22 protein-coding genes are annotated in these 21,905 nt (G+C 57.3%); 8 read left to right on the forward strand and 14 right to left on the reverse strand.

Features of this window, described 5'->3' with window-relative positions; all coding sequences use genetic code 11:
* Window positions 1–56: 56 nt before the first annotated feature.
* From RMS95_RS00470 to RMS95_RS00490, 5 genes are all read right to left on the reverse strand, one after another.
* Window positions 57–362, reverse strand: a complete 306-nt coding sequence (locus RMS95_RS00470) for a HigA family addiction module antitoxin (RefSeq protein WP_310642720.1) — start codon at window positions 360–362, stop codon at window positions 57–59.
* A gap of 35 nt (window positions 363–397) precedes the next feature.
* On the reverse strand, window positions 398–667 hold the full coding sequence (locus RMS95_RS00475) for a type II toxin-antitoxin system RelE/ParE family toxin (protein ID WP_310642721.1): 270 nt from the start codon (window positions 665–667) through the stop codon (window positions 398–400).
* Window positions 668–729: 62 nt separating this feature from the next.
* Entirely contained in the window at window positions 730–1,818 is a 1,089-nt protein-coding gene (locus tag RMS95_RS00480; protein ID WP_310642722.1) for an alkene reductase, read from the reverse strand.
* Window positions 1,819–1,870: 52 nt separating this feature from the next.
* Window positions 1,871–5,515, reverse strand: a complete 3,645-nt coding sequence (locus RMS95_RS00485; protein WP_310642723.1) for a hydantoinase B/oxoprolinase family protein — start codon at window positions 5,513–5,515, stop codon at window positions 1,871–1,873.
* Window positions 5,516–5,528: 13 nt separating this feature from the next.
* Window positions 5,529–6,062, reverse strand: coding sequence for a winged helix DNA-binding protein (locus tag RMS95_RS00490; protein WP_310642724.1), 534 nt, complete (start codon window positions 6,060–6,062; stop codon window positions 5,529–5,531).
* Window positions 6,063–6,206: 144 nt separating this feature from the next.
* On the opposite strand from RMS95_RS00490, the gene RMS95_RS00495 reads away from it, so the two are divergent.
* Genes RMS95_RS00495 through RMS95_RS00505 form a run of 3 tightly spaced genes read left to right on the forward strand, consistent with a single transcriptional unit; the run spans window position 6,207 to window position 9,075 of the window.
* Window positions 6,207–7,208: a TRAP transporter substrate-binding protein gene (locus tag RMS95_RS00495; protein WP_310642725.1), complete on the forward strand. Its 1,002-nt coding sequence runs from the start codon at window positions 6,207–6,209 to the stop codon at window positions 7,206–7,208.
* A complete protein-coding gene (locus RMS95_RS00500) occupies window positions 7,208–7,741 on the forward strand; it encodes a TRAP transporter small permease (protein ID WP_310642726.1) in 534 nt (177 codons plus the stop codon). The genes RMS95_RS00495 and RMS95_RS00500 overlap by 1 nt, the downstream gene beginning before the upstream one ends.
* 23 nt (window positions 7,742–7,764) lie before the next feature.
* The gene (locus RMS95_RS00505; RefSeq protein ID WP_310642727.1) at window positions 7,765–9,075 is read left to right on the forward strand and encodes a TRAP transporter large permease subunit; all 1,311 of its coding nucleotides are present in this window, start codon (window positions 7,765–7,767) and stop codon (window positions 9,073–9,075) included.
* A gap of 15 nt (window positions 9,076–9,090) precedes the next feature.
* Here the strand turns inward: RMS95_RS00505 and RMS95_RS00510 are convergent, their stop codons facing one another.
* From RMS95_RS00510 to queE, 3 genes are all read right to left on the reverse strand, one after another.
* Window positions 9,091–10,344 (reverse strand): Hsp70 family protein, encoded by a 1,254-nt coding sequence (locus tag RMS95_RS00510; RefSeq protein ID WP_310642728.1) that lies wholly within the window; start codon window positions 10,342–10,344, stop codon window positions 9,091–9,093.
* 101 nt (window positions 10,345–10,445) lie between these two features.
* Window positions 10,446–10,814, reverse strand: a complete 369-nt coding sequence (locus RMS95_RS00515; RefSeq protein ID WP_310642729.1) for a 6-carboxytetrahydropterin synthase — start codon at window positions 10,812–10,814, stop codon at window positions 10,446–10,448.
* Window positions 10,811–11,446: a 7-carboxy-7-deazaguanine synthase gene (gene queE, locus RMS95_RS00520; RefSeq protein WP_310642730.1), complete on the reverse strand. Its 636-nt coding sequence runs from the start codon at window positions 11,444–11,446 to the stop codon at window positions 10,811–10,813. Before queE ends, RMS95_RS00515 begins: the two co-directional genes overlap by 4 nt.
* A gap of 197 nt (window positions 11,447–11,643) precedes the next feature.
* Between queE and RMS95_RS00525 the strand changes: the two genes are divergently transcribed.
* Both RMS95_RS00525 and RMS95_RS00530 read left to right on the forward strand, forming a co-directional pair.
* Complete coding sequence (locus RMS95_RS00525) at window positions 11,644–12,408, forward strand: ABC transporter substrate-binding protein (RefSeq protein ID WP_310642731.1); 765 nt, start codon at window positions 11,644–11,646, stop codon at window positions 12,406–12,408.
* A 9-nt stretch (window positions 12,409–12,417) separates the two neighbouring features.
* Complete coding sequence (locus tag RMS95_RS00530; protein ID WP_310642732.1) at window positions 12,418–13,071, forward strand: trimeric intracellular cation channel family protein; 654 nt, start codon at window positions 12,418–12,420, stop codon at window positions 13,069–13,071.
* A gap of 2 nt (window positions 13,072–13,073) precedes the next feature.
* Here the strand turns inward: RMS95_RS00530 and RMS95_RS00535 are convergent, their stop codons facing one another.
* From RMS95_RS00535 to RMS95_RS00550, 4 genes are read right to left on the reverse strand one after another with little or no spacing between them, the layout of a single operon-like run.
* A complete protein-coding gene (locus tag RMS95_RS00535) occupies window positions 13,074–14,057 on the reverse strand; it encodes a tripartite tricarboxylate transporter substrate binding protein (RefSeq protein ID WP_310642733.1) in 984 nt (327 codons plus the stop codon).
* On the reverse strand, window positions 14,057–15,127 hold the full coding sequence (locus RMS95_RS00540; protein WP_310642734.1) for an amidohydrolase family protein: 1,071 nt from the start codon (window positions 15,125–15,127) through the stop codon (window positions 14,057–14,059). Before RMS95_RS00540 ends, RMS95_RS00535 begins: the two co-directional genes overlap by 1 nt.
* A gap of 4 nt (window positions 15,128–15,131) precedes the next feature.
* Complete coding sequence (locus RMS95_RS00545) at window positions 15,132–15,917, reverse strand: fumarylacetoacetate hydrolase family protein (RefSeq protein WP_310642735.1); 786 nt, start codon at window positions 15,915–15,917, stop codon at window positions 15,132–15,134.
* A 22-nt stretch (window positions 15,918–15,939) separates the two neighbouring features.
* Complete coding sequence (locus RMS95_RS00550) at window positions 15,940–17,166, reverse strand: flavin-dependent oxidoreductase (protein ID WP_310642736.1); 1,227 nt, start codon at window positions 17,164–17,166, stop codon at window positions 15,940–15,942.
* Between the two features lie 95 nt (window positions 17,167–17,261).
* Between RMS95_RS00550 and RMS95_RS00555 the strand changes: the two genes are divergently transcribed.
* On the forward strand, window positions 17,262–17,729 hold the full coding sequence (locus RMS95_RS00555) for a MarR family transcriptional regulator (RefSeq protein WP_310642737.1): 468 nt from the start codon (window positions 17,262–17,264) through the stop codon (window positions 17,727–17,729).
* The gene (locus tag RMS95_RS00560) at window positions 17,722–18,378 is read left to right on the forward strand and encodes a glutathione S-transferase (protein WP_310642738.1); all 657 of its coding nucleotides are present in this window, start codon (window positions 17,722–17,724) and stop codon (window positions 18,376–18,378) included. The genes RMS95_RS00555 and RMS95_RS00560 overlap by 8 nt, the downstream gene beginning before the upstream one ends.
* Here the strand turns inward: RMS95_RS00560 and RMS95_RS00565 are convergent.
* Window positions 18,375–19,139 (reverse strand): FCD domain-containing protein, encoded by a 765-nt coding sequence (locus tag RMS95_RS00565; RefSeq protein WP_310642739.1) that lies wholly within the window; start codon window positions 19,137–19,139, stop codon window positions 18,375–18,377. The two genes, RMS95_RS00560 and RMS95_RS00565, sit on opposite strands and share 4 nt — an antisense overlap.
* 164 nt (window positions 19,140–19,303) lie before the next feature.
* On the opposite strand from RMS95_RS00565, the gene RMS95_RS00570 reads away from it, so the two are divergent.
* A complete protein-coding gene (locus RMS95_RS00570; RefSeq protein WP_310642740.1) occupies window positions 19,304–20,965 on the forward strand; it encodes an L-lactate permease in 1,662 nt (553 codons plus the stop codon).
* Between the two features lie 70 nt (window positions 20,966–21,035).
* Here RMS95_RS00570 and RMS95_RS00575 read toward each other — a convergent pair whose 3' ends face one another.
* Window positions 21,036–21,905, reverse strand: a complete 870-nt coding sequence (locus RMS95_RS00575) for an alpha/beta hydrolase (protein ID WP_310642741.1) — start codon at window positions 21,903–21,905, stop codon at window positions 21,036–21,038.

Below are 21,905 nucleotides of genomic sequence, written 5' to 3' on the forward strand. Positions count from 1 at the left end.
AGCCTAGGTGCCCCTAGCCCTGGGCTCATTCAGCGGGGCGTTCAAAATTCACCTGCTTAGGCCGCCATCGCCAGTGGTTCAATCTCTTTAAAAATGGCTTTAGCGCTCAGCTTTTCAGCAACGCGCAGGTCGTATGCAGCCTGTAGATTCAGCCACCCTTGCGCCTCGCTGCCGAAATAGCGTTCAAGGCGTAGGGCGGTATCTGCTGACACACCGCGCTTTCCATCCACGATTTCACGTAGTCGCGAATACGGAACGTGCAATGCCAACGACAGCGCGTTGACACTGATGCCCATGGGTTTGATGTAGTCCTCCAAGAGAATTTCTCCAGGATGGACAGGACGCATGCCATTTTTAAACATGATGCACACCTATCTTTCAAATAAAAGAACTTGCCTCAGTGCGGGTCTTCAATCAACACATCAAATGGGCCGCTGTCGCCCCACTTGAATGTCAATCGCCACTGGCCATTGATTCGCACATGCCAAGCACCGTCGTACTCTTTGAGATCATTTCCTGGCGGAGCTTTCATGAAGTTCAAAGAAGGTGCCGCATCGAGTTGGGCCAACTTTCGCTCAGCGACCTTTTTGATGTTGGCAAACCGTGCGCACTTGCCCGTTTCAAACAACGCTTGAGTGTCAACACATGAGAAACTCTGAATGGCCATGCAAAATTTTAGCTGTTAAACGGCTAACAGTCAATTTTTTGAGGTGAGTGCTTGGGTCATTTTCAAAGCGTCGGGTAATCCGTATACCCCACAGCCCCAGGTGCATAAAACGTTTTAGGCACGGGTGCATTCAACGGTGCGTTGAGTTTCAGGCGTTGCACCAAGTCGGGGTTGGCGATGTAGGGGCGGCCAAAGGCGATGGCGTCGGCACGGCCAGAGGCGACGGCGTCGATGGCCATGTCGCGGGTGTAGCCGTTGTTGGCGATGTAGGTGCCTTTGAACGCTTGGCGTGCGCCTGCGTAGTCAAAGCCCGGCACGTCGCGTGGGCCACCGGTGGAGCCTTCGACAAAGTGAATGAAGGCAATGCCGCGTTTGTTGAGTTCTTCCACCAAATGGCCAAACACGGCTTGGGGGTGGCTGTCGGACGAGTCGTTGGCAGGACTGACAGGCGAGAGGCGAATGCCCACGCGGCCTGCGCCGATTTCGGCCACACAGGCATCGACCACTTCGAGTGCAAAGCGGCAGCGGTTTTCAACCGAAACGCCGTACAGGTCGGTGCGGTGGTTGGCCCCATCACGCAGAAATTGATCAACCAAATAGCCATTGGCCCCGTGAATTTCTACGCCGTCAAAACCGGCACGCATGGCGTTGGCTGCGCCGCGGCGGTATTGGTTCACCACCTCTTGAATTTCTGCCACGCTCAAGGCATGGGGCACGGGCGCGTCTACTTTTCCGTTGCGGGTGTAGGCGGCAATTTTGGGTTGTACGGCCGATGGCGCGATGGGCTGTGCGCCGCCAGTCAAGTCGGGGTGGGTGATGCGGCCCACATGCCAAATTTGCGCCACGATTTTGGAGCCCGCATCGTGCACAGCTTGGGTGATGGGCTTCCAGCCCTCTACCTGTGCGTCTGAGTAAATGCCAGGCGTGGCCATGTAGCCCTTGCCTTGTGGCGACACCTGTGTGCCCTCGCTGATGATCAAGCCCGCATTGCTGCGCTGGCGGTAGTACTCAATGTTGATCGCGCTGCCGGGGACGTCGCCTGCGGGTTCGTCTGCGCGGCAGCGTGTCAAAGGCGCCATGACCACGCGGTTGGCCACCTCAATGTCACCGATGCGGGTGGGTTGGAAGAGTTGCAAAGCGTCAGCGGTCATGGGTTGAGATTCCTAAGTACAAGTCAAAAAAAGATAGGCTGAATTGTGCGCGTTACGTGGTGCTGCTGGATGCGCCATAACCGCCACCGCCTGGGGTTTGAATTTCAAACACATCGCCTTCGTTCATCTCGGCTTGGGCAATGTGTGTGAGTTCTTCCATGCGGCCATCGCGTCGGTACACGCGGTTGATACCCACGCCACCGTCTTGCCCCCCCGCCATGCCGAAGGCAGGATAGATGCGCCCATTCGACAAAATGCTGGCGGTCATGGGCGTTAAAAATTCGATGCGCCGCACACCGCCATCGCCACCGCGCCACTCTCCTTCGCCCCCTGAGTGGGCGCGAATTTCGTAGCTTTGCAGTCGCACGGGAAAGCGGAATTCCAATATTTCAGGATCGGTCAAGCGCGAGTTGGTCATGTGCGTTTGCACCACGCTGGTACCCGCAAACCCTGGGCCTGCGCCACTGCCACCCGAAATGGTTTCGTAGTACTGGTAGGTGGCGTTGCCAAAGGTGAAGTTGTTCATGGTGGGCTGACTGCCCGCCATCACACCCAAAGCACCGTACAGCGCATTGGTGATGCAGCTGGATGTTTCGACGTTGCCCGCCACCACAGAGGCAGGGGCGTTGGGGTTGAGCATAGAGCCCGCTGGAATGATGACGTGCAAGGGCTTCAAGCAACCCGCATTCAAAGGAATGTCGTCATCCACCAAGGTGCGGAACACATACAACACAGCCGCCATGCACACCGCTTTGGGGGCGTTGAAGTTGTTGGTCTGTTGCTCTGAGGTGCCCGTGAAATCAATCACCGCACTGCGCGCTTGTGCATTGACACGAATGGCGACGTTGATGTGCGCACCGTTGTCCAAGTTGAGTGTGAAGGCGCCGTCTTTCAAGCGCGTGATCACCCGGCGCACGGACTCTTCAGCGTTGTCTTGTACGTGCTGCATGTAGGCCTGCACGACGTTCAAACCAAACTGCGCCACCATCTTGCGCAACTCTTGCACGCCGCGTTCGTTGGCTGCGATTTGCGCCTTCAAATCGGCCATGTTTTGCGCGGGATTGCGGCTGGGGTGCGCGCCGCTTTGCAGCAATGCCAGCATCTCGGCTTCGCGCAGCACGCCGTGTTCGACCAGCAGCACGTTGTGAATTTGCACGCCTTCTTCCTCGATGGTGGTCGAGAAGGGGGGCATCGACCCTGGGGTGATGCCGCCAATGTCCGCGTGATGGCCGCGTGAACCGACAAAGAAATCGGGCTGCGTGGAGCCCTCTAAATACACGGGTGTGATGACCGTGATGTCTGGCAAGTGTGTCCCGCCGTGGTACGGGTCGTTCAAGACGTAGACCTGACCGGGTTGCATGCGGCCCGCGTTTTCTTGAATCACGGTTTTGATGCTTTCGCCCATGGAGCCCAAGTGCACGGGCATGTGCGGCGCATTGGCGATCAGGTTGCCCTGTGCATCAAACAAGGCGCACGAAAAGTCCAAGCGCTCTTTGATGTTCACGGAGTGGGCGGTGTTTTGCAATTGCAAACCCATTTGTTCCGCAATGTTCATGAAGAGGTTGTTGAACACCTCCAGCAACACGGGGTCGGCGTGTGTGCCTGCGGCATAGCGCACTTGGCGGGCTTCGCGTCGTTCTAGCACCAAGTGGTCCAAGGCGGTCAGCGTGGCTTGCCACCCTGGTTCGATCACGGTGGTGGCATTTTTTTCAGCCACGATGGCCGGGCCGGTGATGACATCGCCAGCACGCAGATCTTCGCGCACCACCAACGATGCCGCGTGCCATTGCCCTTCGGCAAAGAACTTCACGGTGTCACGCACCGGCACCTCGCGTGCGGGGTGTACAGCCAAGATGGTCTCGTTAGCCGCTTCGCCGGGCAGCAAGACCTCCACCGACACGGCTTCGACGATCAAGGGTTTGCCGGTCATCAAGAAGGCAAAGCGTTGGCGGTAGGCTTGTTCAAAGGCTGCGGTGATGCTGTGCATGTCCCCCATGGGGACCACCAGCGACGCATCGCTGCCTTGGTAGCGCACGTGCACGCGTTGGTGGGTGATGAGGGCGTTGGCGCTGACCTGTTGGCGCGTGAGCTCATCTTGCGCGGCCTGCGTGAGGGTGTGCATGACTTGCTGCACGGTGGGCATGGCCTGCGACGACAGCGGCAGTTCAATGGCTTGTTCGCGAATCACGTTTTGATCGGCCAGGCCCATGCCATAGGCCGACAGCACGCCCGCCAAGGGATGCACCAGCACACGCGTCATGCCCAAAGCATCGGCCACCAAGCACGCGTGTTGGCCACCTGCGCCGCCAAAGCATTGCAGGGTGTAGCGCGTCACGTCATAGCCCCGTGCGACGGAAATTTTCTTGATGGCGTTGGCCATTTGCTGCACAGCAATTTGCACAAAGCCTTCGGCAATTTCTTCAGAGGGGCGCTGCATGCTTTGCGACAGCGCTTGAAACTGGTCTGCCACCACTTGGTGGTTCAAGGGCTCGTTGGCGTGTGGGCCAAAGACGCTCGGAAAATAGGCGGGCTGAATTTTGCCCAGCATCACGTTGGCGTCGGTCACGGTCAGTGGGCCGCCGCGACGGTAGCTGGCAGGGCCTGGGTTGGCCCCGGCGCTTTGTGGGCCAACGCGCAGGCGCGCACCATCAAACGCCAAGACCGACCCACCGCCTGCTGCGACGGTGTGAATGCTCATCATGGGCGCACGCATGCGCACACCCGCCACTTGGGTCTCAAACTCTCGCTCAAACTCACCTGCGAAATGCGACACGTCGGTGGAGGTGCCGCCCATGTCAAAGCCAATCACCTTCACGTCTGTGGTCGCTTTGGGGTTGTGACCGGCCTCGTGCGCAAAGGCCAGTTGAGCGGTACGGGCCATGCCCACAATGCCGCCTGCAGGGCCAGACAAGATGGCGTCTTTGCCTTGGAAGGCGTGTGCATCGGTCAACCCGCCCGAGGATTGCATGAAGAACAAGGGCACGCCAGGCATTTGGCTGGACACCTGATCGACATAGCGCCTGAGGATGGGCGACAAATACGCATCGACCACCGTGGTGTCGCCACGGCTGACAAACTTCATCAACGGGCTGGTGCCGTGCGAGGTGCTGATTTGTGTGAATCCGATGTCTTGGGCCAGTTGCTGGGCCAGTTGCTCATGGGCTGTGTAACGGTAGCCATGCATGAACACAATCGCCACGCTGCGCAAGCCGCGCGCATAGGCCGCGCTCAGTGCGGTGCGCAAATGGGCTTGGTCCAAGGCTTGCACTTCTTCGCCATGTGCGCCCATGCGCTCTTGGGCTTCGATGACGTCTTGGTACAGCAGCTCGGGCAACACAATGTGTCGGTCAAACAAACGTGGACGGTTTTGGTAGGCAATGCGCAAGGCATCGCGAAAGCCGCGTGTGGTGACCAGCAAGGTGGGTTCACCCTTGCGCTCCAACAGTGCGTTGGTGGCCACGGTGGTGCCCATCTTCACGCACGACACAATGTTGGGCGTGAGAGGGGCATCTTTGGCAAGACCTAGCAAGTGGCGCATGCCTGCCACGGCCGCATCGTTGTATTGCTCGGGGTTGTCTGACAACAGTTTGTGGGTGACCAAGCTGCCATCAGGGCGCTTGGCCACGATGTCGGTGAAGGTGCCGCCTCGGTCTATCCAAAATTGCCAGCGGGAGAGGGGTGTGTTGGAGGTGTTCATCGTCAAAACAATCTCAAAGGGATGCCGCAGCACGGGCGGCTTGGTCATACATGCCAGATAAAACGCGCAACAAGCGCCCTAAATCACCAATGTCTTTGTTCAAGGCATCGTCGGCTTTGAGCACTTGAATCAAACAGTTCTCACGAACGGCGCGGTAGCGTTGAACATAGTCTTTGCCGAGTGGGGTGGCGGCATAGGTCACTTCTTTGCCCTTTTTCTGGGCCGCGACCACGCCGAGTGCCACGAGTTTTTTCAGGGCGTAGTTGATCAAGTGGGTGTCTTCGACGTTCATGATGAAACAAATGTCAGACAGACGTTTGTCGCGTGCGCGGTGGGTGACGTGGTGCAGGATGAGCACGTCCAATGGCGTTAAATCTTTCAAACCCGCTGCACTCATACAGTGCACGATCCAGCGCTCAAACGCATTGCCTGCCACGATCAAACCAAATTCAAACTCACTCATTTCCGCGCTCTGCGGAGACACCAAATGTGCCGATGACACGATGGGCGGTGCTTTGCTGGGTGAGGCGGTAGATTTTTTGGTCATGGTTCATTGTAGAAATTTAATCAACAAATTGTTGACAATTTGTGCATATAAAGGGAAAGTCCTAAGCGTGAGGCAGCTGTGCCACTGGCTATAGTCTGCTCATCTACACCGTGCTTGTATTTCGTCATTGATCAGGAGTTTTTCATGCAACGTCGTCATGTCTCTTTTGCTGCCATCGCCCTTAGCCTCTGTGCCGGTACGGCATTTGCGCAAACCAAATGGGACTTGCCTGCGGCTTATCCTGCAACCAACTTTCATTCAGAAAACTTGATTCAATTTGCCAAAGACGTGGAGGCGGCGACCGCTGGCAAACTGAAAATCTCGGTGCACGCCAATGCCTCGCTTTTCAAAGCGAACGAAATCAAACGTGCGGTGCAAGGCGGGCAGGCACAAATTGGCGAGGTGCTGCTGGTCAACTTCGAAAACGAAAACCCAATTTTTGGCACCGATGGCATCCCTTTCTTGGCCACCAGCTACGCCGATTCCAAGCGTTTGTATGACGCGCAAAAACCTGTGCTCGATAAATTGTTGGCAGGTCAAGGCATGAAGCTGCTGTATGCCGTGGCTTGGCCTTCGCAGGGCATTTTTGCCAAGAAAGAGATCAACTCGGTGGCCGATTTGCGTGGCATCAAGTGGCGTGCTTACAGCCCTGCCACAGGCAAGATTGCGGAGCTCATTGGTGCGCAACCCGTCACCATTCAAGCGGCGGAGCTCTCACAAGCGTTGGCCACTGGCGTGATCGAAAGCTACATGAGCTCAGGCTCAACAGGCTACGACACCAAGACTTATGAAAGCTTGAAATACTTCTACGACACCCAAGCTTGGTTGCCCAAGAACGCGGTGATCGTCAACAAAAAAGCGTTTGATGCACTCGACCCCACCACACAAGCGGCGCTGACCAAGTCAGCCTCAGAAGCCGAAGCGCGTGGCTGGAAGGTCAGTGCAGAAAAAGATGTGTATTACAAAAAAGCGCTGGCCGACAAAGGCATGAAAGTGGTCACGCCTTCGCCTAAGTTGATGCAAGACATGAAGCAGGTCGGCGGCATCATGTTGTCGGATTGGCAAAAACGCGCAGGCCCTGACGGCGAAGCCATCATCGCGGCCTACAACCAGTCAGAAAAATCTGCCAGCAAAGCTAAGAAGTGATGCGTCGCTTTTTAGATCGGCTGTATCTGGCTGCGGGTGCTGTCGGCGCCCTGTTCATTCTGGCGATTTGCGTGCTGATGGTGGGCCAAAGCGTGTTGCGTGAGCTGGGCGTGCGGACGGGCGCGGTGAACGATGTGGTGTCTTGGTGCTGTGCGGCGGCTGCGTTTTTCAGCATGTCGCATGCCTTCAAACACGGCGACTTTGTGCGCGTCACCTTGTTGCTGGATGCTGTCTCGCCGGCTTGGCGACGACGGCTTGAAATTGGGGCGCTGTCGATGGGCGCTTGTGCGGTGGGCTACTTGGCTTGGTGGGCCTGCAAGTTCACCTATGAGAGCTGGGAGTTCAACGATGTCGCTCAGGGTTTGTTGCCCATGCCCATGTGGATTCCTCAGTTGAGCTTTGCGATTGGCTCGGTGTTGCTGTGGGTGGCTGTCGTCGATGAGTTGATCTTGGTGTTGCAAGGCCAAACGCCGACGTATGTGCGCTTGGTGCAAGAGCGACACGCACGCGGCGATTTTTCTTCGGACGTTTGAGTCCACTGATTGAACAGGTTCCCATGGATATTCTTCTCGTAGGTGGCTTGCTGCTGGCCATCATGATGGTGCTGCTGTCTGGCGGCGTGTGGATTGCGATGACGCTGGCCATTTGCGGCTGGGTTGGGCAAGCGTTTTTTACCGACACACAACCCGGTAAAAACCTGTTCAGCGCTTTCTGGGAAAGCAATGCCAGCTGGGAACTTGCAGCTTTGCCACTGTTCATTTGGATGGGCGAGATTTTGTTTCGTACCAAACTCAGCGAAGAAATGTTCGAGGGTTTGCGCCCGTGGCTGAATCGTGTGCCGGGCCGTCTGATGCACACCACCATTCTTGGGTGTGGCATTTTTGGCTCAGTGTCTGGCTCTTCCGCTGCGACCTGCGCCACCATCAGCAAAGTGGCGTTACCTGAATTGCTCAAGCGCGGCTACAGCGAAAAACTCGCCTTGGGCTCCTTGGCTACGGCTGGCACATTGGGCATTTTGATTCCACCCTCCATCACCATGGTGGTGTATGCGGTGGCAGCCGATGCTTCGATCATTCGCATTTTTTTGGCAGGTTTTTTACCTGGCATTTTGTTGATGATGCTCTTCAGTGGCTACATCATGTGGTGGAGTTTGCGTCACCCAGAACAAGTGCCTGCGGCTGATCCGCCCACGACGTTCATTGAAAAAATCAAACTCTCGCGCAGCCTCATTCCTTGTGCCGCCTTGATTGTGTTTGTGTGTTGGGTGCTGATTGCGGGCTATGCCACGGCCACCGAATGTGCGGCGTATGGTGTGGTGGGCTCTTTGGCCTTGGCCGCTTGGAGCCGCAGCTTGACGTGGTCTAACTTCTGGGAAGGGTTGATGGGCACCACGCGCTCGAGCTGCATGATCATGTTCATCTTGGCGGGCGCTGCCTTTTTGACCAAAACCATGGCATTCACCGGAATTCCACGCGAGCTGGCCGAGTGGGTCAATGCCATGCACTTGTCGCCCTTGGCCTTGATTGGGGTGTTGACCGTGGTGTATTTGATTTTGGGTACCGCACTCGATGGCATCAGCATGATTGTGCTGACCAGCGCCGTGGTGTTGCCCATGATTCAAAAAGCTGGGTTCGACTTGATTTGGTTTGGCATCTTCATCGTGTTGTTGGTCGAGATTGCCGAGGTCACGCCACCCGTTGGGTTCAACTTGTTTGTGTTGCAAAACATGACGGGCAAAGACAGCAACACCATTGCCCGTGCAGCGCTGCCGTTCTTTGCTTGTCTGGTGGTGTGCATCGTGTTGATCACGGTGTTTCCACAAATCGTCACCATCTTGCCCGACATGGTGATGGGCGCTGATCAATAGGACGCGTGGCTGGGTTTACGCGCTGTAAGCCAAGCCAGAGGCCACACCGCCAAACAAGTCGCCTTCGACCATCGCCACATGCGGGAAGGCGTTTTGCAATGTGCGTTGGAATGGGCGCAGCGCGGATGAGCCGCCTGTCAGGTACATCGCACCGATGTCGCTGTTGGCCAAGCCCGCCGCTTTGACGCAGTCTTGCGCACACGCCACGGTGCTTTGCAGCAAGGCGTCTAAGTTGTTTTGCATGTGAGCGGCGTCGAGCGGGGCGCTCAAATGTGCTTCTAAACAAGACAGATCGACAGACGTGTTGGCATCGAACATGGAGCAGCGAATCTTCGCCTGCTCGACCTCGTGAGCGATGTGGTGCCCATGGCGTTCGGTGAGCACGCACATCAAGCGTTCGTGCAAGCGCGGGTCGTTGTAGTTGGTGCGCAACGCTTTGGCTTGGTTGATGGCGCGTGGCTGGTACAGCCAGTTGATCAAGTGCCACGTGGACAAATCAAAAAACAAGTTGCTCGGCACCATGCGGTCTTGTGGGCCGAGGTGGCGGTAGCCCAACAGCGGCATCACGTTCTCTAAGCTGAGCTTTTGGTCGAAGTCGGTACCGCCAATGTGCACGCCGGTGGTGGCCAAGATGTCTTGGGCGCGGTCGGGGCGCGCGATGCGGTCTGGCCCTAAACGCACCACCGTGAAGTCCGAGGTGCCGCCGCCCAAGTCAACCACCAGCACCGTGCTTTCGCGGGTCAGGCGACGCTCGTAGTCCAGCGCTGCGGCGATGGGTTCGAGTTGAAACGAGACCTCGTCAAAGCCCACGGCTTGCGCGGCTTCGCGCAGCGATTGTTCGGCTTGTGCGTCGCGCGCGGCATCGTCGTCGACAAAGTGCACGGGGCGGCCCATGACCACGCGTTGGGGGGCAAAGCCCAGCGTGCGTGTAGCGCGGTCGCGCAGCGTGGCGAGAAAGGTGGCCACGATGTCTTGAAAGCTCACTTGGGTGTTGTGGATGAGGGTGGTTTCCATCAACAACGGGCTGCCCAGCAAACTTTTGAGCGAGCGCATCAATCGGCCCTCTGTGCCTTCGAGGTACAGGCCAATGGCTTCACGGCCAAAGTGGGTGGTGCCGTCTTCGGCGTTGTAGAACACGGCGGTGGGCATGGCCAAAGCGTCCCCCTCTAAGGGGATGAGGCGCGCAGTGCCTTGGGGGCTGGCCCACGACACGGCCGAGTTGGACGTGCCAAAGTCAATGCCGAGGGTGCCTTGGCGGGAAGTGGTCATAACTGGAAAAGAAAAAGCATGGAGCCATCCCGCTTCAAGGTGAGCGGGGTGACGTCAGAGGTGTGAAAAAAGAGAAGAAGGCGCGGACTCGCCGCTGCCCGTCAGTCGCTGAGTTTGAGGCTGCATTTGTCGCCACTGGCGGGGCGCTCAATGGTGATGCAGGCCAAGTTGGGCAGGCTGTCTTTGAGTTGCTTGTGCAAGAAAAGACACAGGTTTTCTAAGGTGGCGGGGCCAATGCCCTCAACTTCGTCGAGGAAGCGGTGGTCTAGCGTGAGGCGGGCTTTTTCGACTTCTTGGCGCAAGAAGACGAGGTCCATCATCATGCCGGACTCGGGGTCGGGCATGCCCGCAATCGTCACTTCGACGTGGTAGGTGTGGCCATGGATGCGCAAGCTGCCTTCGGCATCGATCTTGCGACGCAGGGTGTGGGCAGCTTCAAAGTAAAAGCGTTGGCTGAGTTCAAATTTCATCGGATGCCGATCAACTTATGGGTTTGCACGCTCAAGCGCCATTGCGGGTGGTTTTGGCAATAGGCGACGGCGTCAGCGGTGTTGGATGACGCCAGCGGGCCGTCCATGGGTTGGAGGTAAAAGTTTTCAAAATCCAGCGCGGCGAACTGCTCTGGCCGTGCGGTGGCTTGTGGGTAGACCAGCTTGAGTTCTTGGCCCGAGGTCACCACTTGTTTGCTGCCTGCTTTGGGGCTGACGCACAACCAGTCAATGCCTGCAGGCGGTAGCACGGTGCCGTTGGTTTCCACCGCAATGGTGAAGTGCAAGGCGTGCAAGGCTTCGACCAAGGCGGCGTCCACTTGCAGCAAGGGCTCGCCACCCGTGAGCACCACAAAGCGGTGTTGGCTGTCGTGGGCAGGCCAAAAGCTGAGGATGGTGTTGGCTAAGGCTTGGGCCGTTTCAAACTTGCCGCCGGCGGTGCCGTCAGTGCCCACAAAGTCGGTGTCGCAGAACTGGCAAACGGCGCTGGCTCGGTCTTCTTCACGGCCGGTCCACAAATTGCAGCCCGCAAAACGGCAAAACACAGCAGGTTGCCCCGCGTTCGCCCCTTCGCCTTGCAAGGTGTAGAAGATTTCTTTCACGCTGTATGTCATACCGCTATTTTCGCAGCAAGTGAGGGGCGGGCTTGAAAGATGTCGCCCGTGTACGTTGGCAGACAGGTTTTTGGGGCACGATTGGGCGTTATGACATTCAATTCGTACCCCTACCTCCCAAGTCAAAGGTCGCCCTCATGCGAAGCCTCGCCCGTCTCTCATTTCTTCAAGGCTGCAAGCGCCAAGCTTGCATACTCATGTTGAGCGTGTTGGGCGCGGCGAGCGCCCCAGCCCAAATGATTCAGCACTTTGCCCCCACGGGGGTGCTGCGTGCGGCCATCAACTTAGGCAATCCCATCTTGGCGCGAAAAGATGCCACCACCGGTTTGCCCGTGGGGGTGTCTGTTGACTTGGCCACGGGCTTGGCCCAACGGCTGGGTGTGCCTTTGCAGCTGGTGGTGTTTGATGCCGCGGGCAAGTCGGTCGATGCGGTGAGCACCGAGCAGGCCGATATTGGCTTTTTTGCCATCGACCCCTTGCGTGGACACGCCATTGCCTTCACCCCGCCTTATGTGCTGATCGAGGGCAGTTATTTGGTGAAACAAAGCTCACCCCTGACGCACAACGACGAGGTGGATCAAGCGAAGCACACCGTGGTGGTGGGCAAAGGCAGTGCTTACGACTTGTATTTGAGCCGTGAACTCAAGCACGCGCAGCTGTTGCGCAGCCCCACGTCGCCCACGGTGGTAGATTTTTTTGTGGCCCAAGGTGCCGATGTCGCAGCAGGCGTCAAGCAGCAGCTCGAAGCCGATGCCCAGCGCGTGCCGAATGTGCGTTTGTTGCCCGGTCGCTTCATGGTTATTTCGCAAGCCATGGGCTTGCCTAAAAGCCGTGGCGACGATGCCGCACGGTATTTGAGTCAGTACGTGGAAGAGATGAAGGCCAGCGGGTTCGTCGCACAAGCACTGAAAAACCACCACATCGAGGGTGCGGCCGTGGCGCCTGCATCGCCTCATTTTTAAGGCTGTGACATGGAGGGATTGATCTTGCCTGCCGCGACGGGGGTGCACACCAGCATCGAATTCGTGGCAACGGTGGCGTTTGCCTTGTCGGGCGTGATGGAGGCCGCACGTAAAAAACTCGATGCTGTGGGCGTGTGTGTGGTGGCTGGTGTTGCCGCGTTTGGTGGCGGCACCTTGCGTGATGTGCTGCTCGATCGACGGCCGCTGTTTTGGATTGAGCAGTCTTGGTATGTGTGGTCGATTCTTTTGCTTTGCATGGCCGCTATGTGGCTGATGCGGGCCAAACACTTCCGGCCCACGCAACGATCCATGCAATGGCCGGACGCTTTGGGTCTAGGTTTGTTTGCTGCGACAGGCACCCAAATTGCCTTGGGGCTGCACATGCCAGCGTTGATCTCGGTGCTGATGGGCGTGATCACCGCCACCTTTGGTGGTGTGCTGCGCGACATTGTGTGCAACGAAATCCCCACCGCTTTTCACGACCACCACCCTTACGCCGTCTGCGCGTTTGCTGGCGGCTGGATCGTGGTGGTGTTGCAGTGGTTGGGGTTTGATCCCGATTGGGTGGTCACCTTGGGCGCGGCCACTGCCACACTGTTACGTTTGGCCGCGCTGCACTTTGAATGGCGTTTGCCGAGTTGGAAGTTGGACGGGGACGATTGAGTTTATTCAGCCACGATGCCTTTGAGCTGAATCACACGGCCCCAGCGCGGGTAGTCTCTGGCCACGATGGCGCCCAATTCTTCGGGTGTAGAAGAGCTGGCATCTAAGCCTGCTTTACCCAAAATTTCTTTCACTTGCGGCTGCTGCAAGATGCTGGCGAACTCGGTGTTGAGCTTGTTCACCGTTGCTGCAGGTGTTTTGGCGGGGACGAAAAAGGCGTACCAAAGGTCGACGTCAATTTCTTTGTAGCCCAGCTCTTGAAAGGTGGGCACATCAGCCGCCACTGGGTGACGCTTGGTACTGCCCACCGCCAGCGCGTTGAGCTTGCCCGACTTCACAAAGCCTTGCGCCACATGCACAGGCAAAAAACCGACCATCAATTCACCGGCCAAGAGGTCTTGCGTGTAACCGGCCGTGCCACGGTAGGGCACATGCAGCATGAACGCCTTGGTTTCGAGCTTGAACAACTCCATCGCCATGTGGTGTGGTGTGCCCACACCCGGCGAACCAAACGACACAAAGCCGGGCTTGGCCTGCGACAAGGCCACCAAGTCTTTCACCGACTTGATGCCCGTCTTGGGGTTGGCCACCATCATCAATGTGCCATAGGCCGACATCGACACAGGGGCGAAGTCTTTGGTGGGGTTGAACGACGCGTTTTTGTAGAGCTGCGAGGCAATCAACATGGTGTTGGCGCCCATCAAAATGGTGTTGCCGTCCGGTGCAGCCTTGGCTACAAAGTCTGCGCCAATGTTGCCGCTGGCGCCGGGCATGTTTTGCACCACCACGGTTTGCCCCATTTTTTCAGCCAATTGCGCTTGCACCGTACGAGCGATGGTGTCCATGCCGGTGCCGGGCGTGAAGGGCACGATGATTTTGATGGGGCTGTTGTTGGTTTGCGCCATGGCACTGCAGGCCAGCACGAGACTGGCGCAGCACAGGGCTAAACGGCGGTGAAGCGGCATGCGTTGAATCAAGGCTTGCATCAGGCGTTCCTTGTTGGGATTTTGAACAACGCTTCGGCATTGCTTTGGTAAAACTTTTTCTTGGCGGTGGGGTTCATGTCCATGCCGTCCAGCGCATGGACTTCGTCGATGGCGTATTGGTAGGGGTAGTCCATCGCATAAAGCACGCGGTCTTCGCCCACCACGTCTTGCGTGAAGGCAATGGCCTTGTGCCAAGCCATGCCGCTGCAGGTGATGTGAAAGTTGTCACGCAAGTAGTCGCTGGGCTTGCGCTTCAAGGGTTTGACACTCTCGTAGCGGTTGGATCGCACGGTGGCGGCGTGCATGTAGTCCAAGCGGTAGGCCCAGAAGGGCAGCGCTTCACCCATGTGGCCCAAGATCACTTGCAACTTCGGAAAGCGGTCAAACACACCAGAGGTGATGAGCTTCAAAGCGTGCAAGCTGGTTTCCACCCCGAAGCCGTAAACGGCGCCATCCAAACCCGATTCCAAGAACGGCTGGATCATGTTGGCGGGCGGCGTGTTGGGGTGCAGGTAAATGGGCGTGTCGTGCGCCTGTGCCGCTTCAAAGATTTCCCAAAACTTGGGGTCTGACAAATACTCGCCGTGGGTGTGCGAGTTGATGATGACCGAGTTCATGCCCAACTTGTTCACACCGCGCTCAATCTCTTGGGCAGCTGCCGCTGGGTCTTGTGGCGCGATGGCGATCATGCCGGCAAAGCGCGTCGGATGGCGTCGTACGCCCTCGGCCAATTCGTCGTTGGCAAACTTGGCGAACGACACGGCTGTGGCCGTGTCCATGCATTGCACGCCGGGGGAGGTGAGCGCAATGATTTGCATGTCGATGCCTGCATCGTCCATGTGACCGAGGCGCACTTGGTCAAGGTCGGTCAAGCAGCGCATGATGTGTTGGGCGCGTTCACTGGGGCTGCTCATGTAAAACCCCATCAGGCTTTTGAAGCCGGGGTCGACATGGGGTTGCGCCAAGATGTTGCGGTAAATGTCCAGCATCTCGCTGGGACAAAACGCCTCTTCGGTGGCGATGCGCAAATATGGCGCTTGGCCTGGGCGTTGGGTGTTGGGAAGTGACATAGGTTTAAACAATCTTCACGCTCAAATTAGGCAGACCATCGATGTGCATTTCAATCACATCGCCACGCACCACGGGGCCCACGTTTTCAGGTGTGCCCGAGTAAATGATGTCGCCGGGGAACAACTCAAAGGCTTCGGAGAGTTGGGCAATTTGTTCAGCCACTGACCAAATCATTTGTTTCAGATCTGCCTTTTGCTTCACTTGACCATTGACCTTGAGCCAAATGTCACCTTGGGTGAAGTGGCCGGTCTGCGCCACTTTGTGCACCGCGCCGATGGGGGCAGATTGGTCAAAACTTTTGCCAATTTCCCAAGGCTTCTTTTGGTCGCCCATGCCGCGTTGTAAATCGCGGCGTGTCATGTCGAGGCCCAGCGTGTAGCCGTAAACCAAGTCCAAAGCTTTGTCGACAGAGATGTTGCGTCCGCCCTTGCCCAGAACCGCCACCAACTCGGCTTCGTAGTGGTAGTTTTTGGTCAACGTGGGGTAGGGGTGGTTGGCCACAGTGCCTGCCGCGACGTACTGAATGGCGTCGGTGGGCTTTTGGAAAAAGAACGGCGGCTCGCGTGTGGGGTCAGAACCCATCTCGCGGGCGTGCGCGGCGTAGTTGCGGCCAATGCAGTAAATGCGACGGATGGGAAACATCTCGTCCGAACCCACGATGGGAATGTAGGTGGCAGGCACGGCAAACGGTGTTTTGGGGGCGCCTGCTGCAAAGCCAGGTGTGGCGCAGCCCACCAAGGCACCGGTGGTGACCAAGGCGGAGTTTTGGAAAAAGTGACGACGGTCCATGGGGTTGTCTCCTTGCGATGTGTTAAGACTTGGCGGCGAAGCCCGCCACTTGTTTGTAGTTGTCAGAAATTTGGCGCAGCTCAGCTTGGCTGATCAGATCGTCGATGTGGCCAAACGGCTGACCACCGCTGAGTGCATCGGCCTTCATGATGATGGCGTCGGGCGGCACGGTGCGGTTGGTTTGCACAATCTTGGCGGTGGTGGGCAGGCGCAAGTCTTGGTACTGCTGCAAGGCCGCCACCACGTCGGTGTGTTTGCTCAACAAGTCGGCCAAGGTGCGTGCATCGATGAGGCCTTGTGCGGAGCCATTGGAGCCGCGCGGGTACATGGGGTGAGCGGCGTCGCCCATCAGCGTGACGCGACCAAAGCTCCATTGCGGCAGCGCGTCTTTGTCGACCATGGGGTACTCGAACACACGTTCGGCGGACAAGATCAAGTTGGGGACATCCAGCCACGGAAATTTCCAGTCCTTGAAGATGTCGATGCAATCGTTGGCGTTGCCAGGTTTGTTCCAGTCATTCATCTTGGTGTCTGGACGCTGAATTTCGGCCATCCAATTGATGAGCTGGTTGCCTTGCCCGTCGACGTTGTCGACGATGGGGTAAATCACCATCTTGCCGGTGTCGATGGAGCCCACGCGCATGTAGCTCTTGCCCGTCAAGATGGGCTTGTGCACGGTCACACCGCGCCAGGTGTTGATGCCCGCAAAGCACACCTTGTCGTCGGGGAAGAATTGCTTGCGCACCGTGGAGTTCACGCCATCACACGCCACAGCCACATCGGCTTGCACTTGGCGTGTGCCGCCCTCGGCCAGTTCAAACGTCACGGTGGCGAGTTGTTCGGTTTGGTCCACACGCATGCAGCGGTGGCCGGTGTGCACATGTGCAGTGCCCAAGCGCTTGACCACTTCTTCAAACAAGATGCGGTGCAATTTGCCCCGGTGAATGCCGAGCTCTGGCGTGGCGTAGCCGTCGTGACGGCCTCGCAATTCTTTGTAAATGTATTGGCCATAGCGGTTGTAAAACACGCTCTCCAAGTTTTCGATGGCCACCGCTTCGAGCTGGGGCAACACGCCCAAGGCGGCCAGCTCTTTGGTGGCGTGGGGCAGCAGGGTGATGCCCACGCCCATTTCTTTGACCTCGGGTACGCTCTCGTACACATCACACGCAATGCCGCGTTCGTGCAAACCCAAGGCGAGACCTAAGCCTGCAATGCCTCCGCCAATAATGGCTACTTTTTTGGCTGTCATCGTTTATCCCGATTCATGGGGTGATTTGGTTTGTTAGCATGCAAACGATTATTGTTGGCGGCCTCATCGCTGCGTACCCATAGAAACCCGAATTCATGAACTTGACCAACATGTACCAACGCCCTGGCTTCTTGCTCAGGCGGACCCACCAAATTTCTGCCGCGGTGTTTGAAAATGCCTGTGCCGGTGTGGGTTTGACGCAAGCGCAATACGGTGCCATGACCGTGTTGGCCAGCGAGCCCGGAATTGACCAAAGCCGTTTGGCCCGTGCCTTGGCGTTTGACAAGGTGACGGTGTTGCGCGTCTTGCGTGGCTTAGAAGAGCGCGGCCTTGTCGCGCGTGAGGTGTCGGCGAGCAGCCGTCGTCAGATGGCGGTTCAGCTCACCGCAGCCGGCAAGCGCTTGCTCAAAAAGGCAGAGGCGCCTGTGCATGCCGCCTATGAGCAATTGATGGCGCCTTTGAATGAGGCGCAACGCAAGCAGTTGATCGGACTGTTGCAAACCTTGACCGACAGTTTGGGGGAGCAAGCGCGGGCCACCTTTGTGCCTTTGCAGCATGGCTGATCTGCCTGTTCTTTATTCGTTTCGCCGTTGCCCTTACGCCATGCGCGCACGCTTGGCCTTGCGCATCAGCGGGCTGGTCTACGAGCACCGCGAGGTGGCGCTGAAAGCCAAACCTGCCGCCATGCTGGCGGCGTCACCCAAAGGCACGGTGCCGGTGTTGTGCTTGCCCTCGGGTGAGGTGTTGGCGCAAAGCTTGGACATCATGCATTGGGCTTTGAAGCAACACGACCCACAGGGTTGGCTGCCCATGTCGCCCGAGGCGAAAACGTTGGCCGATGTGGGCATTGCTTTGAACGATGGCGAGTTCAAAGCTCATTTGGATCGTTACAAGTACCCGCAGCGTTTTGATCTGGAGAACGGCTTGCAGCACCGCGCTTCAGGTGCCGAGATCTTGATGTGTTGGGAGGCTCAGCTGCGCGCAAACTTGCATACCCATGCGCAATCGCATGCCTATTTGTCGGGCGCGCACTGGGGTTTGCTCGATGCCTGCGTGGCCCCCTTTGTGCGCCAGTTTGCACGTACCGATCGTGCGTGGTTTGATGCGCAGCCATGGTCGCAGCTGTCGCAATGGCTCACAGCATTTGAGAATTCAGAGGCCTTTGCGGAGGTGATGCTCAAGCTGCCACTGTGGCTGCCGCGTGAGGCTTAAGGCGCGTTGCTGTTGACGCGACGCAACGCACTCAAACGCCGAGATTCGTCCAGCGCGCTGTTGACCAAAATTTCTCGTACAAATTCGCTGTGTGCTTTGACCGCGATGTTGGCTTGCGTCGGTTTTTTGTCCTTGATCGCCATCCATATGGTGCGGTGTTGCTTGCGCAAGCGCGCCCATTCTTTGGGGGTTGATTGCAAGTGTTTGAGGTTGTTGGAAACGTGGTCGTGAATCACGCGCAACAGGCTCGATGTCAAGTGGCCGATCAGCACATTGTGCGATGCTTCGGCAATGGTTTGATGAAAGGCAACGTCCGCCTCAATGCATTCATCGAGATCGTTGGTGCCAAAAGCTGTATCTAGCCTCGTGAAGGCTTGATTGAGGCGTTCTATGTCTAGATCGGTGGCCCGTTCTGCCGCCAATTGAACGGCCTGACCGTCCAACATCTCCCGAAATTCCAAAACGTCTCGCGGCAGCATGGGATGGTCTTTGACCAAGTCATACCAAGGATCGACAAACGGCGCATCGAGTCGATCGGTCACGGTCGTGCCGCCGCCATGGCGCGTGACCAGCATGCCTTTCGCGACCAACTTTTGAATGGCTTCACGGATGGACTGACGAGAGATGCCGAAATCTTCTGCAAGCTTGCGTTCGGAGGGGATGCGGTCGCCTGGCCGTAGCGCGCCATCCAGGATCTGATTTTCGAGTTCGGTGACGACGGAGTCGACCAATCGTATGGCCGAGGGTTGAATGCGGTTCATGTGTGGATCAAAGTGGTCTGACCAATTATTGATGCAAATGCGTGCTGTTGCGTCCTATATGGCGCATTTATTAGGGTAAATACCTACCTCAATGCAAGGTCGTGTTTATGGCTTTATGGTCAACTGGTAGGTCCAATTTGGTTTAATTTTTGAAGGAGAAAAATATGGTTTGGCAACAGGTCTATGACCCGTTTAACAACATGGTGTTGTCCACTTTGTTGGCCGCGATTCCTGTCGTTGTGATGTTGGTGGCGCTTGGATTCATGCACATCAAAGCGCACATTGCTGCAGGCATGGGTTTGGTGGCGGCTTTGCTGGTGGCCATCGTGGCTTACGGCATGCCCGTCGAGATGGCCAGCAAGGCTGCGATGTACGGCGGTTTCACGGGTTTGTTGCCCATCGGCTGGATTGTGCTGAACATCATCTTTTTGCAACAGTTGGCGGAACAAAACGGCAGCTTCAAAGTGTTGCAAGACTCGTTGTCGGGCATCACCGATGACCGCCGTTTGCAGTTGTTGCTGATCGCGTTTTGTTTTGGCGCGTTCTTTGAAGGTGCGGCTGGTTTTGGCACGCCCGTGGCTGTGACCGCAGGCATCTTGATTGGCTTGGGCTTCTCGCCGTTGGCCGCTTCGGGTTTGAGCTTGATCGCCAACACCGCGCCTGTGGCGTTTGGCGCTTTGGGCACGCCCGTGATCACGCTGGCCAAAGTCCACGGTTACGACCTGATGGAAGTGACCGCCATGATCGGCCGTCAATTGCCATTTTTCTCGCTGCTCGTGCCGTTCTGGTTGATCTGGGCGTTTGCCGGTCGCAAAGCGATGATGGAAATTTGGCCCGCCATTTTGGTGACCGGTTTGTCGTTCGCGATTCCTCAGTACCTGGTGTCTAACTTCATTGGCCCAGAGCTGGTGGACATCATTGCTGCCATTGTGTCGATGGTGTCGTTGGTGTCGTTCTTGCGCGTATGGCAGCCTAAAACCATTTGGACCTCGCCTTCGCTCAAAGGCCACGAAACCGACGGTGGTGACGCTAAACCCGCTGTGGCTGTGGTGAAGCATTCGCGTGCCGAGCTGGTGCGTGCTTGGACGCCTTGGGTGATCTTGTCTGTGTTCGTGTTCATCTGGGGTTTGCCAGCCGTGAAGTCTTACTTCAACAGCATTTGGGCACCTGCGTTCCCGATCGAAGGTCTGCACAATTTGGTGGAGAAGATGCCACCGGTGGTGCCTAACCCCACCAAAGAAGGTGCGGTGTACACGTTGGGCTTGTTGTCTGCCACAGGCACAGGTATTTTTGTCGCGGCCATCGTTGGCGCTTTGGTGATGAAGTACAAGCCCGCAGAAATCGTGCGCTCTTATGTGCGCACGTTTTGGTTGGTGCGTTATTCGTTGTTGACCATTGTGTTGATGTTGGGCTTGGGCACGCTGACACGCTTTTCTGGCACTGACACGACCCTCGGTTTGGCGTTTGCCAACACCGGCGTGTTCTATCCCTTCTTCGGCACTTTGATGGGCTGGATTGGTGTGGCTATGACGGGGTCTGACACCGCATCGAACGTGTTGTTTGGTGGCATGCAAAAAGTGGCCGCTGAGCAATTGGGCCTCAGCGCCAACTTGATGGGCGCCGCCAACAGCTCGGGTGGTGTGATGGGCAAGATGATTGACGCGCAGTCCATCGTGGTGGCGTCTACCGCGACACGTTGGTTCAACCACGAAGGCGACATCTTGCGCTACGTGTTCTTCCACTCGATCGCACTGGCTTGCTTGGTGGGCTTGTACGTGACGCTGCAAGCGTACGTGTGGCCGTTCCACTTGATGGTGGTGGGCTGATCACCCTGATGGTTGGGGCAACTGCCCCAGCCTCCAACGACAAACCGCTGTTCTCAGAGCAGCGGTTTTTTTATGCGCCAACGCCTTGCAAAAAGCCTTGTACCAATTGCCATTGCGCTGGCATGTTCAAAGCAGGCGCATGGCCGCAACCCTCAATCTCCTCAAGACGCAGCAAACCTTTGGCGCCAGGGCCGCGTGTGTGCATGGCTTCGAGTGTGGGGGGCAGTACCAAGTCGGAGTTGGCGCCGCGCATGACCATCACGGGGATGGTCAGGGCGTCGTATTCGTTCCACAGTGGGTACTCGGGTTTTTCGCGAAAAAACTGCTGGGTAATGGCTGGGTCGTAATGGGGCGTCACGCGACCATCGGGCAAGCGGCGGGTCGAGGTTTCAGCCAAATGCGTCCACTGCGCGTCGGTGTGAAAGCCAAACGGCGCATAGGCTTGGCGGAAAAATGCTTCGAGTTCAGGCACGGTGTCAAAAGCCGGTGGATTGCCTGCGTAGGCTTTGATCCGCTCGACCGCCAAGCTTGAAATTTCAGGCGCCATGTCGTTGAGCAGCAGGCTGCGAATGCGGCCTTGGAAGGCCGGCAGTTCAAACGCTGCCGCGCAGACCAAACCCAGGGCGCCGCCCATGGATGTGCCGATCCAATGGGCTTGGTCGAGGCCCAAGCCATCCATCAAACCCAGCGCCGTGCGGGCATAGGTGGCAAAACTGTAATCGTCTTGAGGGGCTCGGCTCCATTGACTCAAACCACGGCCAATCGTGTCTGGGCAGATCACATGGTATCGACCGCAGAGCTGTTCGGCCAAGGCATCAAAGTCGCGTCCTGTGCGGGCCAAGCCGTGCCAAGCGATGACCGCAGGCAGCGATGGGTCGCCCCATGCGGTGTAGTGCAGGTTAAAGCCGCCGCAGTTGAGGTAATGCGAGGAGGGTTTCAT

This window comes from Limnohabitans sp., assembly GCF_031539175.1.
Lineage (GTDB): Bacteria > Pseudomonadota > Gammaproteobacteria > Burkholderiales > Burkholderiaceae_C > Limnohabitans.

Coding starts and splice junctions, on each gene's coding strand:
- RMS95_RS00505 (WP_310642727.1), top strand. CDS start 7,765: ATGGATATTCTTCTCGTAGGTGGCTTGCTGCTGGCCATCATGATGGTG.
- RMS95_RS00510 (WP_310642728.1), bottom strand. CDS start 10,344: ATGACCACTTCCCGCCAAGGCACCCTCGGCATTGACTTTGGCACGTCC.
- RMS95_RS00480 (WP_310642722.1), bottom strand. CDS start 1,818: ATGACCGCTGACGCTTTGCAACTCTTCCAACCCACCCGCATCGGTGAC.
- RMS95_RS00535 (WP_310642733.1), bottom strand. CDS start 14,057: ATGCAAGCCTTGATTCAACGCATGCCGCTTCACCGCCGTTTAGCCCTG.
- RMS95_RS00525 (WP_310642731.1), top strand. CDS start 11,644: ATGTTGAGCGTGTTGGGCGCGGCGAGCGCCCCAGCCCAAATGATTCAG.
- RMS95_RS00475 (WP_310642721.1), bottom strand. CDS start 667: ATGGCCATTCAGAGTTTCTCATGTGTTGACACTCAAGCGTTGTTTGAA.
- RMS95_RS00570 (WP_310642740.1), top strand. CDS start 19,304: ATGGTTTGGCAACAGGTCTATGACCCGTTTAACAACATGGTGTTGTCC.
- RMS95_RS00495 (WP_310642725.1), top strand. CDS start 6,207: ATGCAACGTCGTCATGTCTCTTTTGCTGCCATCGCCCTTAGCCTCTGT.
- RMS95_RS00560 (WP_310642738.1), top strand. CDS start 17,722: ATGGCTGATCTGCCTGTTCTTTATTCGTTTCGCCGTTGCCCTTACGCC.
- RMS95_RS00550 (WP_310642736.1), bottom strand. CDS start 17,166: ATGACAGCCAAAAAAGTAGCCATTATTGGCGGAGGCATTGCAGGCTTA.
- RMS95_RS00545 (WP_310642735.1), bottom strand. CDS start 15,917: ATGGACCGTCGTCACTTTTTCCAAAACTCCGCCTTGGTCACCACCGGT.
- RMS95_RS00500 (WP_310642726.1), top strand. CDS start 7,208: ATGCGTCGCTTTTTAGATCGGCTGTATCTGGCTGCGGGTGCTGTCGGC.
- RMS95_RS00490 (WP_310642724.1), bottom strand. CDS start 6,062: ATGACCAAAAAATCTACCGCCTCACCCAGCAAAGCACCGCCCATCGTG.
- RMS95_RS00485 (WP_310642723.1), bottom strand. CDS start 5,515: ATGAACACCTCCAACACACCCCTCTCCCGCTGGCAATTTTGGATAGAC.
- RMS95_RS00470 (WP_310642720.1), bottom strand. CDS start 362: ATGTTTAAAAATGGCATGCGTCCTGTCCATCCTGGAGAAATTCTCTTG.
- RMS95_RS00575 (WP_310642741.1), bottom strand. CDS start 21,905: ATGAAACCCTCCTCGCATTACCTCAACTGCGGCGGCTTTAACCTGCAC.
- RMS95_RS00530 (WP_310642732.1), top strand. CDS start 12,418: ATGGAGGGATTGATCTTGCCTGCCGCGACGGGGGTGCACACCAGCATC.
- RMS95_RS00540 (WP_310642734.1), bottom strand. CDS start 15,127: ATGTCACTTCCCAACACCCAACGCCCAGGCCAAGCGCCATATTTGCGC.
- RMS95_RS00555 (WP_310642737.1), top strand. CDS start 17,262: ATGAACTTGACCAACATGTACCAACGCCCTGGCTTCTTGCTCAGGCGG.
- RMS95_RS00515 (WP_310642729.1), bottom strand. CDS start 10,814: ATGAAATTTGAACTCAGCCAACGCTTTTACTTTGAAGCTGCCCACACC.
- queE (WP_310642730.1), bottom strand. CDS start 11,446: ATGACATACAGCGTGAAAGAAATCTTCTACACCTTGCAAGGCGAAGGG.
- RMS95_RS00565 (WP_310642739.1), bottom strand. CDS start 19,139: ATGAACCGCATTCAACCCTCGGCCATACGATTGGTCGACTCCGTCGTC.